This window comes from Janthinobacterium sp. SUN211, from assembly GCF_030587315.1.
Classification (GTDB): Bacteria; Pseudomonadota; Gammaproteobacteria; order Burkholderiales; family Burkholderiaceae_D; genus Janthinobacterium; species Janthinobacterium kumbetense.
The window spans coordinates 164,021-179,582 of record NZ_JAPWIC010000005.1 but is presented as its reverse complement, the minus strand read 5'-3'; the positions used below and the strand labels follow the sequence as shown (position 1 = coordinate 179,582).

13 protein-coding genes and 4 tRNA genes are annotated in these 15,562 nt (G+C 63.2%); 10 read left to right on the top strand and 7 right to left on the bottom strand.

Features of this window, described 5'->3' with window-relative positions; genetic code table 11:
• Positions 1-12 precede the first annotated feature (12 nt).
• Positions 13-2,160 carry an ATP-binding cassette domain-containing protein gene (locus O3301_RS18210; RefSeq protein WP_305057070.1) on the top strand — a complete coding sequence of 716 codons (2,148 nt, stop codon included), beginning with the start codon at positions 13-15 and terminating at the stop codon, positions 2,158-2,160.
• The gene (locus O3301_RS18205) at positions 2,157-3,326 is read left to right on the top strand and encodes an HlyD family type I secretion periplasmic adaptor subunit (protein ID WP_099664688.1); all 1,170 of its coding nucleotides are present in this window, start codon (positions 2,157-2,159) and stop codon (positions 3,324-3,326) included. The genes O3301_RS18210 and O3301_RS18205 overlap by 4 nt, the downstream gene beginning before the upstream one ends.
• A gap of 27 nt (positions 3,327-3,353) precedes the next feature.
• Here O3301_RS18205 and udk read toward each other — a convergent pair whose 3' ends face one another.
• On the bottom strand, positions 3,354-3,998 hold the full coding sequence (gene udk / locus O3301_RS18200; protein ID WP_099668153.1) for a uridine kinase: 645 nt from the start codon (positions 3,996-3,998) through the stop codon (positions 3,354-3,356).
• A 59-nt stretch (positions 3,999-4,057) separates the two neighbouring features.
• Positions 4,058-4,561 carry a DUF2199 domain-containing protein gene (locus O3301_RS18195; RefSeq protein ID WP_099664689.1) on the bottom strand — a complete coding sequence of 168 codons (504 nt, stop codon included), beginning with the start codon at positions 4,559-4,561 and terminating at the stop codon, positions 4,058-4,060.
• 192 nt (positions 4,562-4,753) lie between these two features.
• Here O3301_RS18195 and O3301_RS18190 point away from each other — a divergent pair, with 192 nt between their 5' ends.
• Together O3301_RS18190 and O3301_RS18185 are read left to right on the top strand one after the other, a co-directional pair.
• Positions 4,754-5,203, top strand: a complete 450-nt coding sequence (locus O3301_RS18190) for a DUF4240 domain-containing protein (RefSeq protein ID WP_305057069.1) — start codon at positions 4,754-4,756, stop codon at positions 5,201-5,203.
• Positions 5,204-5,210: 7 nt separating this feature from the next.
• Entirely contained in the window at positions 5,211-5,579 is a 369-nt protein-coding gene (locus tag O3301_RS18185; protein ID WP_305057068.1) for a hypothetical protein, read from the top strand.
• Positions 5,580-5,593: 14 nt separating this feature from the next.
• Here the strand turns inward: O3301_RS18185 and O3301_RS18180 are convergent, their stop codons facing one another.
• The 4 genes from O3301_RS18180 to rnr all read right to left on the bottom strand — a co-directional run bounded on the left by O3301_RS18180 (position 5,594) and on the right by rnr (position 10,502).
• Positions 5,594-6,292 carry a YceH family protein gene (locus O3301_RS18180; RefSeq protein ID WP_070260269.1) on the bottom strand — a complete coding sequence of 233 codons (699 nt, stop codon included), beginning with the start codon at positions 6,290-6,292 and terminating at the stop codon, positions 5,594-5,596.
• A 10-nt stretch (positions 6,293-6,302) separates the two neighbouring features.
• Positions 6,303-7,052 carry a serine O-acetyltransferase gene (cysE, locus tag O3301_RS18175; RefSeq protein WP_099664693.1) on the bottom strand — a complete coding sequence of 250 codons (750 nt, stop codon included), beginning with the start codon at positions 7,050-7,052 and terminating at the stop codon, positions 6,303-6,305.
• Between the two features lie 132 nt (positions 7,053-7,184).
• On the bottom strand, positions 7,185-7,928 hold the full coding sequence (gene rlmB / locus O3301_RS18170) for a 23S rRNA (guanosine(2251)-2'-O)-methyltransferase RlmB (RefSeq protein ID WP_305057067.1): 744 nt from the start codon (positions 7,926-7,928) through the stop codon (positions 7,185-7,187).
• A gap of 3 nt (positions 7,929-7,931) precedes the next feature.
• Entirely contained in the window at positions 7,932-10,502 is a 2,571-nt protein-coding gene (gene rnr / locus O3301_RS18165) for a ribonuclease R (RefSeq protein ID WP_289916005.1), read from the bottom strand.
• 409 nt (positions 10,503-10,911) lie between these two features.
• Between rnr and O3301_RS18160 the strand changes: the two genes are divergently transcribed.
• From O3301_RS18160 to O3301_RS18145, 4 genes are all read left to right on the top strand, one after another.
• Positions 10,912-10,996 (top strand) — tRNA-Leu (locus O3301_RS18160).
• Positions 10,997-11,327: 331 nt separating this feature from the next.
• Positions 11,328-11,412, top strand: a tRNA-Leu gene (locus O3301_RS18155).
• A 67-nt stretch (positions 11,413-11,479) separates the two neighbouring features.
• Positions 11,480-11,564: transfer RNA gene (locus tag O3301_RS18150), tRNA-Leu, on the top strand.
• Positions 11,565-11,637: 73 nt separating this feature from the next.
• A tRNA-Leu gene (locus tag O3301_RS18145) sits at positions 11,638-11,722 on the top strand.
• A gap of 98 nt (positions 11,723-11,820) precedes the next feature.
• Here O3301_RS18145 and O3301_RS18140 read toward each other — a convergent pair.
• On the bottom strand, positions 11,821-12,672 hold the full coding sequence (locus O3301_RS18140) for an SDR family oxidoreductase (protein WP_305057066.1): 852 nt from the start codon (positions 12,670-12,672) through the stop codon (positions 11,821-11,823).
• Positions 12,673-12,787: 115 nt separating this feature from the next.
• Here O3301_RS18140 and O3301_RS18135 point away from each other — a divergent pair, with 115 nt between their 5' ends.
• Both O3301_RS18135 and O3301_RS18130 read left to right on the top strand, forming a co-directional pair.
• Complete coding sequence (locus tag O3301_RS18135; RefSeq protein ID WP_289911789.1) at positions 12,788-13,216, top strand: helix-turn-helix domain-containing protein; 429 nt, start codon at positions 12,788-12,790, stop codon at positions 13,214-13,216.
• Between the two features lie 102 nt (positions 13,217-13,318).
• Entirely contained in the window at positions 13,319-15,559 is a 2,241-nt protein-coding gene (locus tag O3301_RS18130) for an ATP-binding protein (protein ID WP_305057065.1), read from the top strand.
• The last annotated feature ends 3 nt before the right edge of the window (positions 15,560-15,562 follow it).

Sequence of the window (15,562 nt, the reverse complement as noted above, 5' to 3'; positions counted from 1 at the left end):
ACAGGAGACAGCGTGGATACCTCCATCAAACATGGCTTGCTGACACTCATCGAGCGGGCCGCCCGCCTGACGGGACAGCACGTACCCGCCGCCCGCCTGGCCGACCTGCAGCGCCAGCTCGATGACGTCGACGACAACGGCGCCCCCGGCGTTGTGTTGACCACCATCTGGCAGGTGGCCGGGCTGGAAGGCGCGGCGCGCGCGCTGCACGAGCCGACGCCGGGCGAGCTGCCGTTCGCCGTCTACAGCGCCAGCACGGGCTGGGGCTTGCTGCAGTCGCGCGGTGCCGACGGCGCCTGGCGCGGCGAAGGCATCGACGGGCGCGCCTGGCAACTGGCCTCGCTGACCGGCCTGGCTTGCGTGGGCCTGCCGCGCCGCAGCGAAAAAAGCGGCGCCCGCCCCGGCGCCCTGGCCCTGGTGCGCAACGCCCTGTGGCTGAAGAAAAGCGTATTTGTCGACGCCGTGCTGGCCACGGCGCTGGTGACCCTGCTGACCATGGCCACCTCGCTGTTTTCCATGCAGGTGTACGACCGCGTGATCCCGAACCAGAGCTTCAGCACCCTGTGGGTACTGGTGGTGGGCGTGGCCCTGTCGATCGGCCTGGAATTCATCCTCAAGCAGGTGCGCAGCCGCATCGTCGACCACTCGTGCAATGACGTCGACCATGAACTGTCCGAGTGGTTTTTCCAGCGCATGCTGGGCATCCGCATGGAGGCGCGCCCCGCGTCCGTCGGTACCCTGGCGGCGCAGGTGAAAGGCTTTGAAATGGTGCGCGGCGTGCTCACGTCGACATCGCTGTTCGTGCTGACGGACGTGCCCTTCGCCGTGATTTTTCTCGCCATGATCACCATCATCGGCGGCTGGCTGGTGGTGGTGCCGCTGGTGGCCCTGCCGCTGGCCCTCGCGTGCGGGCTGATGTTCCAGCGCGCCATCGAAAGCCATACGCGCAAGAACCTCAACGCCAGCAACCGCAAGGCCGGCTTGCTGGTGGAAGCCGTCGACGGCGTCGAAACACTCAAGGGCAGCAGCGCCGAATGGATGATGCAGGCGCGCTGGGCCGAACTGGTGGCCGAGAGCAGCCACGCCGAGCAGAATATCCGCGACTATGCGGCCCTGTCGCAAAACATCACGGCCGCCTTCCAGCAGCTGACCAATGTGGCGCTGATCTCCATGGGCGCCTGGTTCGTGGCCGAAAACCAGATGACCATGGGCGCCCTGATGGCCTGCACCATCATCAGCAACCGCGCCCTGATGCCCATCGTGCAGCTGCCCGCCGTGATGGTGCAATGGGCGCATGCGCGCGCTTCGATCGACGGCCTGGAACAGGTCATCAGCCTGCCCAACGAAGCCGACAATGCGCAGTTCGCGCTGACGCCGCGCAGCCTCGACACGGGCTTGCGCTTCGAACGCATCCGCTTTACGTATGGCGGCGCGCAAAAGGTGGCGCTGGAAGTGGAAAACCTCGCCATCCGCCCCGGTGAACGCGTCGGCCTGGTGGGCGCCATCGGCTCGGGCAAGAGCACCCTGCTGAAACTGGCCTCGGGCCTGTACCTGCCGGCCGAGGGGAAAGCCTACCTGGGCGACGTCGACATGGCCCTGCTGGCGCCGGCCGTGGTGCGCGAAATGGTCGGCTACCTGCCGCAGGAAACGCGGCTGTTCAGCGGCACCCTGCGCGACAACCTGTTATTGGGACTGGCCGACCCGGGCGAGGAAGCCATCCTGGCCGCCGCCAAACGCACGGGCCTGATCGAGCTGATACTGGGCCAGCCACGGGGACTGGCGCTGGGCATCACCGAGGGCGGACGGGGCGTGTCGGGCGGCCAGCGCCAGTTGATCGCCGTCACGCGCCTGCTGCTGGCCAAGCCGCGCATCTGGCTGCTCGACGAGCCGACGGGCGCCATGGATGCGAAGACGGAAGCGCGCATCGTCGGGCTATTGGGCGAACTGGCGGCCGAAGGCGTGACCATGGTCGCCACCACGCACAAGAACGCCCTCCTGCCCCTGCTCGACCGCCTGGTGGTGCTGCAGGCGGGACGGGTGCTGCTGGACGGCCCGCGCGATGCCGTGCTGGCCAAGCTGTCGGGCAAACCGCAAGCCGTTCCCGCTTCCGCGCCCGCGCCGGTGGTCCAGGCAGCGGCAGCGCAAGGAGCCGTCGCATGAAACTGGCCAAGGTCGAAACGAGGGAAGAAGCGAAACGGGGCCGGGTGCTGATCTGGAGCTGCACGGCGGCGCTGGCGGGCGTCATCGCCTGGGCTTCGTGGGCGGAGCTGGACCAGGTCACGCGCGCCAACGGCCAGGTGATCGCCAGCTCGCGCAACCAGATCATCCAGGTGGCCGATGGGGGCGTGCTGGCCGAACTGCGCGTGCATGAAGGCAGCATCGTGAAGAAAGGCGAATTGCTGGCCCGTTTCGACCGCACGCGGGCCGAGACGAGCTACCTGGAAAGCACGGCCAAGGCGGCCGGGCTGAAGGCGGCCGTGGCGCGCCTGCAGGCGGAAGTGTTTGGCGGCGCGCCGAAGTTCCCGCCCGAACTGCAGGCGTTTCCGGAATTTCGCGCCAACCAGCTGGCCCTGTTCAGCAAGCGCCAGGGCGCCGTGCAGGCGGAAGTGAGTTCGCTGGAAAGCGCCATGAAACTGATCAAGGAAGAGCTGGAAATGAATCTGCCGCTGCTGGAAACGGGAGACGTCAGCCGCGCCGAGGTGCTGAAACTGCGGCGGCAAGTGGTCGACATCCAGGCGCAGATCACCAACCGGCGCAACAAATACCTGCAAGACAGCCAGACGGACCTGGTGAAAGCCCAGGAAGACCTGGCCGGCGTGCTGCAGACGGTGACCCAGCGCAAGGAGCAGCTGGGTTCGACGGACATTTACGCGCCCACCGACGGCATCGTGCGCAACGTGCGCCTCACTACTCTGGGCGGCGTAGCCAAGCCGGGCGAGGAAATCCTGCAAATCGTGCCCACGGACGATGACCTGATCATCGAAGCGAAAGTCAAACCGGCCGACATCGCCTTCATCAAGCCCGGCCTGCCCACGGCCGTGAAACTGGACGCCTATGACTACGGCATCTACGGCCGCCTGCGCGGCACCGTCAGCTACATCAGCGCGGACACTTTAAGCGAAGACAACAAGGGCAACGAGCAGCCGTACTACCGCGTGCAGATCAAGACCAGCGGGCGCAACCTGATGGGCAAGAATGGCGAGCCGATTCTGATCCAGCCCGGCATGACGGCCACCGTGGAAATCAACACGGGCCGCAAGACGGTGTTGCGCTACCTGACGAAACCGATCACCAAGACATTCTCGGAGTCGATGGGAGAGCGGTGACGCAGCGGGCTGCGTCACCGGCAGGCTTCAAACGGCCGGCTTCAATCGACCGATGACGCTGGCCACCTTGGCCGTGATCATGTCGACCGCGGGGCCATTGGCGCCGTGCGGCAAAATGACGTCGGCATTGCGCTTGGTCGGTTCGATGAATTGCTTGTGCATCGGGCGCACGGTTTCCAGGTATTGCTCGATGACGCTTTCCACCGAACGGCCACGTTCCGTGATATCGCGTTGCATGCGGCGGATGAAGCGCACGTCGGAGGCCGTGTCGACAAAGATCTTCAGCGACATCATGTTGCGCAAGTCTTCGTCATACAGGGCAAACAGGCCCTCGATGACGATCACCGGCGCCGGCTTGACCAAGATGGTTCTGTCGGAGCGGTTGTGCAGCGTGAAGTCGTACTCGGGCATCTCGATCGATTCGCCATTGCGCAAGGCCTGGATGTGCTGCACCAACAATGGCCACTCGAACGCCTGCGGATGGTCGTAATTCTGCTGCCGGCGCACTTCAGGGGAGAGGTGGGTTTGGTCGCAGTAGTAGTCGTCCTGCATCACGACCGAGACCATGTCGGCGCCGAACGACGCCAGCACTTGCTGGGATACGGTGGACTTGCCACTGCCGCTTCCGCCAGCGACACCAATAACAAACGGTTGGAAGGAAATAGTATTCATGCCGAATGATACCGGAAACATGACCGGTCCGACAGGGAGCGGCTGCAACGCCGGGCCTGTCACGCGCCATGCATCAGTCGCGCATACAGCTCGGCCACCCGCTCTGCCGTGATGCCGTCGCGCTGCTCCACCGCCAGCGGGTGATCCGTCGGTTCCAGCTCGATGGCCGGACGTATGCCATCGTCGCGCAGGTGCACGCGGGTTTTCAGGTTCAGGGTGTCCGGATACACGGGAAGCTGCGTGCTGAGCCAGCCGAAGAAGGGGCCGATATGCGCCCGTTTGGCATCGTTGAAGCAGGCGTCCCAGGCGTCGAAGCTGTCACCGCTCAGCGACACCCACACGCCCCAGCTGAACGGCTCGTCAAAGCCATGCACGGGGATGTCGATGGTGGCGCGCACGAAGCAGTGCGCTTCGTCGACGATGCAGGCGTCGCTGTCGAGCTGGCAGCGTGCTTCGCGTTCGGCGGGCGCCATCTGCTCGTACAGCCACGGCGCATCGGCGCCGAAGCTGGGCATGCCCGTGTGGGTCTCGCCGCAGGAGCGGCACTGGAAGGAGAAAGTCATATGGGAAGGCTGCTTATTCGAATTGTTTGCGGTATTGCATGCAAAAAGTTACTTGGGGAAACTGTGCGCTTGGCATTCGGGCAAGATGATATTCTAAACAATCCCAAGATGCAGAGACGGGACGCATCGCGCCACGGGCATTGCATGCCTGGCCTCTTTCAGTATCGATGGACTATTTACCTGGAATGAACAATGAACGAAGAAAAATTTTGGCAGCTGATAGAGAAAATCGACCGTGAAGCCCTGCAAGACGGCGACGCCGATGCCGCGGTGGAACCATTGACGGAAGCCCTCGCCGAGTTGCCGGTCAAGGACATCAAGGGCTTCGAAGAGTGCCTGGCGCAGGCACTCTACCAGCTCGATGGCAAGGTGTTTGCGGAGCAGGCCGGTGATTCAGGGAAGTCGGATGACAGTTTCCTGTATGCGCGCTGTTTCGTCGTCGGCTCGGGCAAGGCCACGTACGACAGCGTTCTGGCCGACCCCACACTGATGCCCGATCAAACGGACGAGTGGCTGGAGGAACTGTTGAGCGTCGCTCCCGAGGCCTGGTCCGAGAAGACAGGGCGTGACACCGATGACTGGGATTTTACCGCCAGCGTCGACTATGAAACCGGAAGCAATTCCGCCGCCTGGCCTGGCTAGGGCGGCAATGGACGCCATCGCCGCAAGCAGGGCGCATATCCAGCTGGCCGAAACCGATGCCGGGCACTGGGAGACGCACATGGCGGCAGCTGAAGCCGTGTTGCGCAGCGCCTTGCAAGCGGCCCGGCAAGACACCGCCCTGATCACCTGCCTGGGCGCCGTGCTGTGCGACCAGGGCAAGGACAGGGACGCCGTCAACGTACTGGAAACAGCGCTCAAGCTGGGCTCGACGGACAGCCATACCCATTACAACCTGGGGGTGGCCTTGGCGGGACTGGCAAAGCCGCGCAAGGCCATCGCGCAATTTGGCAAGGCGCAGGGTCTTGCCGCTTCCAGCCTGACCTGGACCGCCTATTTCGACCCGCAGGCCCAATAGGCGTGCCCTGAAAACTATTCGAACTGCTTGCGGAACGCCTCGAACTGCGCCGCCAGGCCATCGAAGTCGCTGCGCAATTGCAGCACTTCCTGTTCCAGCTGGGCGACCCTGCTGCCCTGCTGCGGCGCGCTGACGGCGCCAGCAAAACCGGCCGCCGTCTCGATCTGCGCCAGCGCCTCTTCGCCGCCCAGCAGATGGCCGTAGCGCGGCTCCTTGGCGCCGGGAGCGACGGCCAGCTTGGCCACCAGCGGCGGGTATTTGTCGATCAAGAATTGCAGGCCGGCTTCCACTTCCGCCACGGACTTGAATTCATGCACCCTGCCGCTGCGGCTGCGGATCTCGCCCGCCGTCTGCAAGCCGCGCAGCATCAATATCGTCAGGATGGCCAATTTATCCTGTTCCAGCGACCACTTGATGCGCATGCGGTGTTCGTACTTGGCGACGCGTGCACCCGCCTGCGTGATGCCGTTGACGAATTTGCGCTGCATCAAACGCTGCAGCACGTCGTAGACGGTTTCTTCGGACAGGGCCATGACGGGGTCGCGGCTGGACAGCTGGTTGCAGCCGTTCGTCAGCGCGTTGAGCGACAGCGGATAGCTGTCCGGCGTCAGCGCTTCCTTTTCGGCCAGCACGGCCAGCACGCGGATCTCGAAGGGGTCGAGCAGATTCGGATTGTCACTGCTTTTCTCTGCTGCGTTTGCGTCTGTAGTCATGCCTGTATCCTTAATCAACCAGCTTGTTCATTTGCTCGGAATCAAATTTATCACACTCGGGCACGCCCTGGCAGCAGATGCCCGCCGCCTTCAGGGTGGCGAGGATGGTCTCGATGCGCTGTTCCTGCGCCACGGCGTGCGTGATCAAGCCTTGCAGGGCTTTCGACAGGGGATCGTCGCCGTTGGGCGTGACGCCATACGCGGCGAACAAATGGGCCGTGCTGCCCTCGCGCAGGGCGCTGACATCCTTTTGCACGATGTGCGCGGGGTTGCCGACGGCCGTGGCGCCGGACGGCACGGGTTTCAGCAGCACGGCGTTCGAGCCCACCTTGGCGTACTCGCCCACCGTGAAGCTGCCCAGCACCTGCGCGCCGGCGCCGACGATGACGCCCCGTTCCAGGGTCGGATGGCGTTTGCTGCCGCTGTGCAGCGAGGTGCCGCCCAAAGTCACCCCCTGGTAGATGGTGCAGTCGTCGCCGACGACGGCCGTCTCGCCGATCACCACGCCGAAACCATGGTCGATGAAGACGCGCCGGCCGATGACGGCGCCCGGATGGATCTCGATGCCCGTGATGATGCGGCCGATATACGAAATGAAGCGCCCTACCCACTTCATGTGCCGCGTCCAGCACCAGTGCGCCCAGCCGTGCATGACGATGGCGTGCAAGCCCGGATAACAGGTCAGCACCTCCCAGCCATTGCGGGCGGCGGGGTCACGTTCAATGATGCTGTTGATATCTTCGCGCAGGTGGTGGAACATAATGACAATGAATAAGGTGGAACGCAAATGGTAGCGTATTCGGCGGGGGAATGCTGGAGGGGAAAGCAAATCGGCCGCCAGCACCAGGGCGGCGGCCGATCATGGAAGCGCTACAAAACGTTCAGGACGTTCTTAAGCTTCCAAAGCAATCCGCTGGCGGCGGGCTTCGTACAGACAGACGCCGGAAGCGACCGACACGTTCAAGCTCTCGACGGAGCCGAACATCGGGATGCTGACGAGGATATCGCAGGTGTCGCGCGTCAAACGGCGCATGCCTTCGCCTTCGGAACCCATGACGAGGGCCGTCGGGCCCGTGAAATCGGCTTCGTACAAGCCTTTTTCGCCGTCGTCCGACGTGCCGATCAGCCAGATGCCACGTTCCTTGATTTCACGCATGGTGCGCGCCAGATTCGTCACGGTGATGTACGGGACGGTTTCGGCGGCGCCGCTGGCGACCTTGGCGGCCGTGGCGTTCAGGCCCACGGCGCGGTCCTTCGGCACGATGACGGCATGTGCGCCGACGCCGTCGGCCACGCGCAGGCAGGCGCCCAGGTTGTGCGGGTCGGTGATGCCGTCGAGAATCAACAGCAGCGGCGGGCCGTCGATGGCGTCCAGCAACTCATCGAGATTGCGCGCCAGCGACAGTTGCGAGGCAAACGCGATCACGCCCTGGTGGCGGCGCGTGCCGACGATCTTGTCCAGACGCGACGAGTCGACAGGCATGACGCGCACGTTGGCAGCCTTGGCTGCGGCGATCATGTCCTTCATGCGGCCGTCGACGCGGCTGGCATCGACAAAAATTTCTTCCACGGACGACGCTTCATGACGCAGACGCGAGGTGACGGCGTGGAAGCCGAAAATCATTTTATTCTTCATTATTTATCGTTTCTTCTTGCTTGTTTTTGATACAGATACAGTTTTTGCTGCTCGTGGTGCCGCCGCAGCGGGTGCCGCGGCTGGTTTCTTGCTGCGTTTCGGCGCGGCGGCCTTGGGCGCTGCCGCCTTCGGGGTTTCCTTCAGCGCGGCCTTGGCTGCAGGCTTGGCTTGCGCCTTGGCGCCGTTGGCACGGCCGCCGGAACCATTGCCGGGTTTGCCACCGTTGTTGACGCTGGTTTTGATCTCATGGCGCTGCTCGGTCGCTGGACCGGGCTTGACCATCGATTTCTTTTCGCCCTTGCGCTTGCCGCTGCCGTTCGGCTTGGCTGGCGCTTCTTCGCCCGCCAGTTCCGCATCGGTGACCAGGCGCAGGTCGATCTTGCGCGTTTCCAGGTCGACACGCGCCACTTGCACCGTCAAACGGTCGGTCAATTGATAACGCTTGCCCGTGCGCTCGCCACGCAATTCATGGCGCGCGTCGTCGTACTGGAAGTAATCGGTGCCCAGCTCGGTGACGTGCACCAGGCCTTCGACAAACAGCGTATCGAGCTGCACGAAGACGCCAAACGTCGTCACGCCCGTGATGGTGCCGGTGAACTCTTCGCCCAGCTTGTCCTGCATGAAGTAGCACTTCAGCCAGGCTTCCACGTCGCGCGACGCTTCGTCGGCGCGGCGCTCGTTGGCCGAGCAATGCACGCCCAGCGCGTCCCAGATCGTCAAATCCGTCTTCTTCGGCTTGCCGTCGGCCTTGTCCTTCGCCTGCTGCTTGCGCGTGGCGTTCGACACGTTCGTGTTCAGCACGGTTTTTTCGGACAGCTTCGGCTCGTATTTCTTGCCTTGCAGAATGGCCTTGATGGCGCGGTGCGTCAGCAAGTCGGGATAGCGGCGGATCGGGCTGGTGAAGTGGGCATACGCCTCGTAGGCCAGGCCGAAGTGGCCGATATTGTCCGGGCTGTAGACGGCTTGCTGCATCGAGCGCAGCAACATCGTTTGCAGCAGGGCCGCGTCGGGACGCGCCTTGATCTGCTGCATCAGGGTCTGGTAATCGGATGCCGATGGCGTGTCGCCGCCCGTCAGGTTCAGGCCCACCTGCTTGAGGAAGGTGCGCACTTGCGTGAGCTTTTCCTTGGTCGGGCTGGCATGGATGCGGTACGTGCCGGGATGCTTGTTGCGCAGCAACAAATCAGCCGCGCAGACGTTGGCCGCCAGCATGCACTCTTCGATGATCTTGTGCGCTTCGTTGCGCGTGCGGGGGATGATCTTTTCGATCTTGCCCGCGCTATTGCAGACGATATACGTTTCCGTCGTCTCGAAATCGATGGCGCCCCGCTCCGTGCGTGCTTTCAGCAAGGCGCGGTAGACGGCTTCCAGGTTCTGCAGGTGCGGCAGGATGTCCGCGCGGCGTGCCGCTTCAGGTCCCTTGGTATTGCCCAGCACGGCAGCGACTTCGTCGTAGGTCAGGCGCGCGGCCGAATGGATGACGGCCGGGTAGAACTGGTAAGCCTTCAGCTCGCCCTTGTCGCTGACGACGGCGTCGCAGACGAGGGTCAGGCGGTCGACGGCCGGGTTCAGCGAGCACAGGCCATTCGACAGCTTTTCCGGCAGCATCGGGATGACGCGGCGCGGGAAGTAGACGGACGTGCTGCGCTCCAACGCATCGATATCGAGCGCGTCGTTCGGTTTCACGTAATGGCTGACGTCGGCAATCGCCACGATCAGGCGGAAGCAGTTGGCGCGGCCGATCTTGACGGGTTCGCAATACACGGCATCGTCGAAATCGCGCGCGTCTTCGCCATCGATGGTTACCAAAGGCACGTCGCGCAGGTCGACACGGTCTTTCAGGTCGGCGGCGCGCACTTCGAAGGGCAGCTTTTCAGCTTGCTTCAAGGCGGCGGCGGAAAAGACGTGCGGCACGTTGAATTTACGTACGGCAATCTCGATTTCCATGCCGGGATCGTCGAGCGCACCGAGCACTTCGACGATCTTGCCGACCGGCTGCTTGAAGCGCATCGGTTGCTCCGTCAGCTCGACGCTGACGATCTGGCCGGCCTTCGCCTTGCCCACCGAACCGGTGACCAAAATGTCCTGGCCGATGCGCTGGTCTTCCGGCGCCACGACCCAGGTACCGTTTTCCTGGATCAGGCGGCCGATGACGTGGGTATTGGCGCGGTAGGTGACTTCGACGATCGTGCCTTCCGGACGGCCGCGGCGGTCCGTGCCGACAATGCGGGCCATGACCTTGTCGCCATGCAGTACTTTCTGCATTTCCTTCTCAGGCAGGAACAGGTCGGCGCTGGCGTCGTCGGGAATGACAAAGCCGAAGCCGTCGCGGTGGCTGGTGACGCGACCGGCGACAAGCGCGCTCTGGTCGGCCAGGCTGAAAACACCGCTGGCGTCAGACTTGAGCTGGCCGTCGCGCTCCATCGCCTTCAGGCGACGGACCAGGACATCCATGGAATCGGCATGCACTTGCAGCGTTTTCCCGAGAGACTGCGGGTCGAGAGGCGCGCTGACGCTGCGGAATATGCCGAGAATGTCCTCCCGGCTGGGGATGGTGTGGGTATTTTGGCTCAAAAGTATTTCTATAGTTGTTATTGACAGTGATCAAACGGAAGACAAAGACCGATGACATCACCGTCAATATTGACACGGTGATGTCCGGTAGTGTACCGGAGGACGCCTTGGTTTGCCTAACGGACAGCGTAGCGGAAACCGAACAAGTGCCCCGCCGATGAAAAAAAGGAGAAAAGCTGCGCAATGCATTTGACTTCGGCAAATATTGCTCTATAATCTCGGTCTCTTGCAGCGACAAACCTTCACGGGAATGCAGTTGCAGGAAAGCGGTACAGGGTTGATGTGCAGTATGGAGCGAAAGCTCATCTGGCGCAAAACTCTTCAAGTCGCTATAATAGCAGAATTGTTGTGAAGTTATTTTTCAACAAGTACTCGAGCAGTAAAAGTAATAAGTCACAGCAGCATCAGTGCCCACGTGGCGGAATTGGTAGACGCGCATGGTTCAGGTCCATGTGCCTTCGGGTGTAGGGGTTCGAGTCCCTTCGTGGGCACCATTACCTAATTCGCAAAAAAGCCGCAAACTTTCACGAGTTTGCGGCTTTTTTCATTTCCGAAACGAAAATCTATTCCCCCTCCCCGCAATCGCCACGCACCTGCCAGGCGATGACATTCACCCTCCGCACTCCAGCGAACGCCATCCGTCATCAAAAAACGCTGAAAAAATAGGCAGATTCAGCCTTTTCTCATAGGGAAAAGCCCTTTTCAGGCGAAAAAACATGTTTCTTGCAGAAAAGTGCAAAATGTTGATTGACCGAATGCGCGCCAGCCCTTATGATTTTGTCCTCGCTGCAGAACATGCAGCGACAAGCAGCAAGCAGTAACAATGCCCACGTGGCGGAATTGGTAGACGCGCATGGTTCAGGTCCATGTGCCTTCGGGTGTAGGGGTTCGAGTCCCTTCGTGGGCACCACCAGCAACAAGTTGTTCATTGTTGTGATCCGCAGTAAAGTAGTCGATAGCAGTAAAAGCAGCACAATGCCCACGTGGCGGAATTGGTAGACGCGCATGGTTCAGGTCCATGTGCCTTCGGGTGTAGGGGTTCGAGTCCCTTCGTGGGCACCACCAGCAACGAGTCGTTTTCGTTGTAATCCGCAGTACAGTAGTGAGATATAGAAGTAGCATTAGCAGCATCAGTGCCCACGTGGCGGAATTGGTAGACGCGCATGGTTCAGGTCCATGTGCCTTCGGGTGTAGGGGTTCGAGTCCCTTCGTGGGCACCATTACCTAATTCGCAAAAAAGCCGCAAACTTTCACGAGTTTGCGGCTTTTTTCATTCCAGAATGATTCCAGAATGCCGCATCCCTGCGGCATCCTCCCCTTATTTGGCCAGCGCCGCCTTCACGGCGTCATGCAGGCTCGTCGTCGGACGGCCAATCAGCGCGCTCAATTGCTTGCCATGGTCTTCCAGGCCGCCCTTGGCCGCGCCCGCATCGGAATCGGCCAGCAGATCGGCAAAGCCTTCCGGCACGCCCACGCCCACCAGCGCCGCCTTGAAGTCCGCCTGCGGCATATCCTTGTACGCGATCGCCTTGCCCGACTGGCGCGCCACTTCGGCCGCATATTCCGCCAGGGTAAAGCCTTGGTCGCCGGCCAGTTCATAGATGGCTTGCGGCTGGGTCGCCGTCAGCACGGCAGCGGCGGCCGCCGCGTAGTCGAGACGCGCGGCCGACGAGAAACGCCCGTTTTGCGCCGCGCCCAGCACGACGCCATGCTCGAGCACGGGCGCCAGGTGTTCCGTATGGTTTTCCAGGTACCAGCCGTTGCGCAGGAAAGTGTATGGCAAGCCGGATGCGCGGATGGCCGCTTCCGTGACGACGTGCTCGGCGGCCAGGCCCAGCGGCGACGTGTCGGCGCGCAAGACGCTGGTATAGGCCAGCAAGGCCACGCCGGCGCGCTTGGCCGCATCGATGACGTTCTGATGCTGCTGCGCGCGCTGACCCACTTCGCTCGACGAGATCAGCAGGATTTTCGTTGCACCCTTGAACGCCGCATCGAGGCTGGCGCCATCGTTGTAATCGGCCTGGCGCACTTGCACGCCCAGCGCGGCCAGGCTGGCGGCCTTGGCCGGGTTGCGCACGGCGGCGATGATGTTGGCTGCAGGGACGGATTTGAGCAGGCTGGCAATGACGTGCTGGCCCAGGTTGCCTGTGGCGCCGGTGATGACGATCATGATTTCTCCTTGGTACGTGGGTGGTAAAACCCTATAATAGGACTATTACTTACTTATTGTAAGTACGTACCTTTTGGTAAGTATAAATAAAATCTCATTAACGAGGCCAACTATCATGTCCACAGACACTCCCGGCGCCAGCCTGCGCGCCGCCCTCGCCCGCCAAAACCAGGGCGCGCACCTGCTGGCGGCCGCCTGCCCGTCGCGCGCCGTGCTCAGCCACCTGACCAGCCGCTGGGCCGTGCTGGTGCTGGTACTGCTGCTGAGCGGCACGCGGCGCTTCAGCGAACTGCGCCGCGAAGTGGGCGGCGTCAGCGAAAAAATGCTGGCGCAAACCCTGGAAGCGCTGGCGGGCGACGGCTTCGTGCTGCGCCAGGCCTACCTGGTGATCCCGCCCAAGGTGGAATACAGCCTCACGCCGCTGGGACGCGAGGCGGCCGAACGCCTGGCCGTGCTGGTCGACTGGATCGAGGACAATTACCCGCGCATCGAACAGGCGCGCGCCGACCTGGCCACGGCGCCTGCCGTGCAAAACGCCGCGTGAACGAGGGCCATCCGCATTGCTTTTAGTCATCAAGAATTATCGTTTACTCCTACTTGCCTTGATGTAATACTAGGCCCATGAAACGCGTAAGGGCGCGACACCATGAACCAGTTGATTTCTTCCATCACTGACCGGGCCAATGTGCTGTTGGTCAGCAATTCGCCGAACGATGTGCGCGAACTGCTGTATGTGCTGGACCGGCATAACCTGGGTACGGGGCTGGCGGGCGATATCGACGAAGGCGTGGAACTGGCGGCCGGCGGCACGGACCTGATCCTGCTCGACGCGGCCCTGGCGGGCACGAATATCGGCGCCACCTGCATGCGCCTGCGCAATGCTGGCGGACGCCACGGCGTGCCCCTGCTGCTGATGTCGGCCACCCCCAGCGCCGAAGAGCAAGGCCGCAGCGTGGGCGCCGGCGCTTCCGACTACATCAAGATGCCCTTCAATGCGCGCGACGTGGCGGAAAAAATCCTCATGGAACTGGCGCTGCACAAGGCCGAGGCGCCCGCGCCGCGCGCTGCCACGCCGCCGCGCCCCCTGCATCCGCAAACGCTGGAAGTCAATTACCACTCCATCCTGGCCGGTTCGCCCGACGCCGTGCTGCTGTTCGATATCGACAACCGCCTGCTGATCGACGCCAACCACCTGGCCGAAGAATTGTTCGGCATGCCGCTGGCCGAGCTGTTGCAAGGCGGCATGGAGCCGCTGTTCCCCAGGCATCAGGGCGATGGCCGCGCCTCGCCGCAACTGCTGGAAGAAAAGATCCGCGATACCTTGCAAGGCAAGATCGTCGTCTTCCGCGCCAGCTGCTGCCACCGCAACAGCCACCCGATCGCCTGCGAAATCCGCCTGATGCGCCTGTCCGTGCCCGGCCGCCAGCTGGTGCATGCGCGCATCATCGACTTGACCGAACGCAACCTCGCCGAAGCGATGCGCTCGGGCCAGAGCGCCCTGCTGGAAATGGTCGCCAAGGGCGCGCCGCTGATCCCCACCCTGAACCACTTGCTGCTGCTGATCGAAGGCCAGTCGCGCGGCGTGCTCTGCTCCATCATGCTGCTCGACGACGACGGCATCCACATGCATAGCGCGGCCGGCCCCAGCCTGCCGGCCGAGTACATGGCCCTGCTCGAAGGCGTGGCCATCGGCCCCGGCGTGGGTTCCTGCGGCACGGCCATGTTCCTGCGCGAACCGGTGGTCGTCACCGACATCATGCGCGATCCGCTGTGGGCACCCTACCGCGAACTGGCGGCGCCATTCGGCTTGCGCGCCTGCTGGTCGCGCCCCATCTTCGGCCAGGATGGCACCGTGCTCGGCTCCTTCGCCATGTACTACCGCGAAGTGCGCCAGCCCGACGCGCGCGACCTGGAGCTGATCGACACGGCCACCGACCTGGCCGGCATCGCGATTGGCCGCATGCGCCACGAACGCGAGCTGCAGCGCCACCGCGCCCACCTGGAAGAGCTGGTGGCCGAACGCACGGCAGCGCTGACGCAGGCCAAGGAACACTCGGAGCAGATGAACCTCGAATTGGCCGCCGCGCTGGAAAACCTGTCCATCACGCAAGAAGAACTGGTGCGCCGCGACAAGCTGGCCGCGCTGGGCGCGCTGGTGGCAGGCATCGCGCACGAACTCAATACGCCGATCGGCAACGGCCTGGTGGTGGCCACCACCATGGCCGAGCGCACGCGCGAAATCCAGGCCAGCTTCCTCGACGGCTTGCGCCGCTCCGAACTGGGTGCCTACCTGACCCAGGCCAGCGAGGCGGACGCCATCATGCTGCGCAACCTGCAGCGCGCCGCCGACCTGGTGTCGAGCTTCAAGCAGATCGCCGTCGACCGCGCCAGCTCGCAGCGCCGCCACTTCCTGCTGCGCCAGTTCATCGCCGAACTGATGCTGCCCATGTCGACGCCGCTCAAGGCCGCCGGCCTGAGCCTGACGCAGGACGTGCCCGAAGGCTTGGCCATGGACAGCTATCCGGGTCCGCTGGGCCAGGTCCTGAGCAACCTGCTGGAAAACTGCCTGCGCCATGCCTTCGAGGGCCGCAGCGGCGGCACCATCGCCATCGCCGCGCGCGGCAGCGACGACGGGCAGACGATCACCCTGTCCATCGCCGACACGGGCGTCGGCATCGCCGCCGATGACCTCGTGCATGTCTACGACCCCTTCTTCACGACCAAGCTCGGTTCCGGCGGGTCGGGCCTGGGCCTGCATGTGGCGCACAACATCGTCACGGGCGTGCTGGGCGGCCATATCCATGTTGCCAGCAGCACCGGCGACGGCAGCGGCACCACCTTCACCTTGCAGCTGCCCGCCGCCGCGCCGCAAGCGCCCGCCCCCTGACGG

Excerpts from the sequence above, each read along its gene's own strand:
- O3301_RS18190 (WP_305057069.1), top strand. The coding sequence starts at position 4,754 with ATGAACGAAGAAAAATTTTGGCAGCTGATAGAGAAAATCGACCGTGAA.
- O3301_RS18130 (WP_305057065.1), top strand. The coding sequence starts at position 13,319 with ATGAACCAGTTGATTTCTTCCATCACTGACCGGGCCAATGTGCTGTTG.
- O3301_RS18195 (WP_099664689.1), bottom strand. The coding sequence starts at position 4,561 with ATGACTTTCTCCTTCCAGTGCCGCTCCTGCGGCGAGACCCACACGGGC.
- cysE (WP_099664693.1), bottom strand. The coding sequence starts at position 7,052 with ATGTTCCACCACCTGCGCGAAGATATCAACAGCATCATTGAACGTGAC.
- O3301_RS18185 (WP_305057068.1), top strand. The coding sequence starts at position 5,211 with ATGGACGCCATCGCCGCAAGCAGGGCGCATATCCAGCTGGCCGAAACC.
- rlmB (WP_305057067.1), bottom strand. The coding sequence starts at position 7,928 with ATGAAGAATAAAATGATTTTCGGCTTCCACGCCGTCACCTCGCGTCTG.
- O3301_RS18180 (WP_070260269.1), bottom strand. The coding sequence starts at position 6,292 with ATGACTACAGACGCAAACGCAGCAGAGAAAAGCAGTGACAATCCGAAT.
- udk (WP_099668153.1), bottom strand. The coding sequence starts at position 3,998 with ATGAATACTATTTCCTTCCAACCGTTTGTTATTGGTGTCGCTGGCGGA.
- O3301_RS18205 (WP_099664688.1), top strand. The coding sequence starts at position 2,157 with ATGAAACTGGCCAAGGTCGAAACGAGGGAAGAAGCGAAACGGGGCCGG.
- O3301_RS18140 (WP_305057066.1), bottom strand. The coding sequence starts at position 12,672 with ATGATCGTCATCACCGGCGCCACAGGCAACCTGGGCCAGCACGTCATT.
- O3301_RS18135 (WP_289911789.1), top strand. The coding sequence starts at position 12,788 with ATGTCCACAGACACTCCCGGCGCCAGCCTGCGCGCCGCCCTCGCCCGC.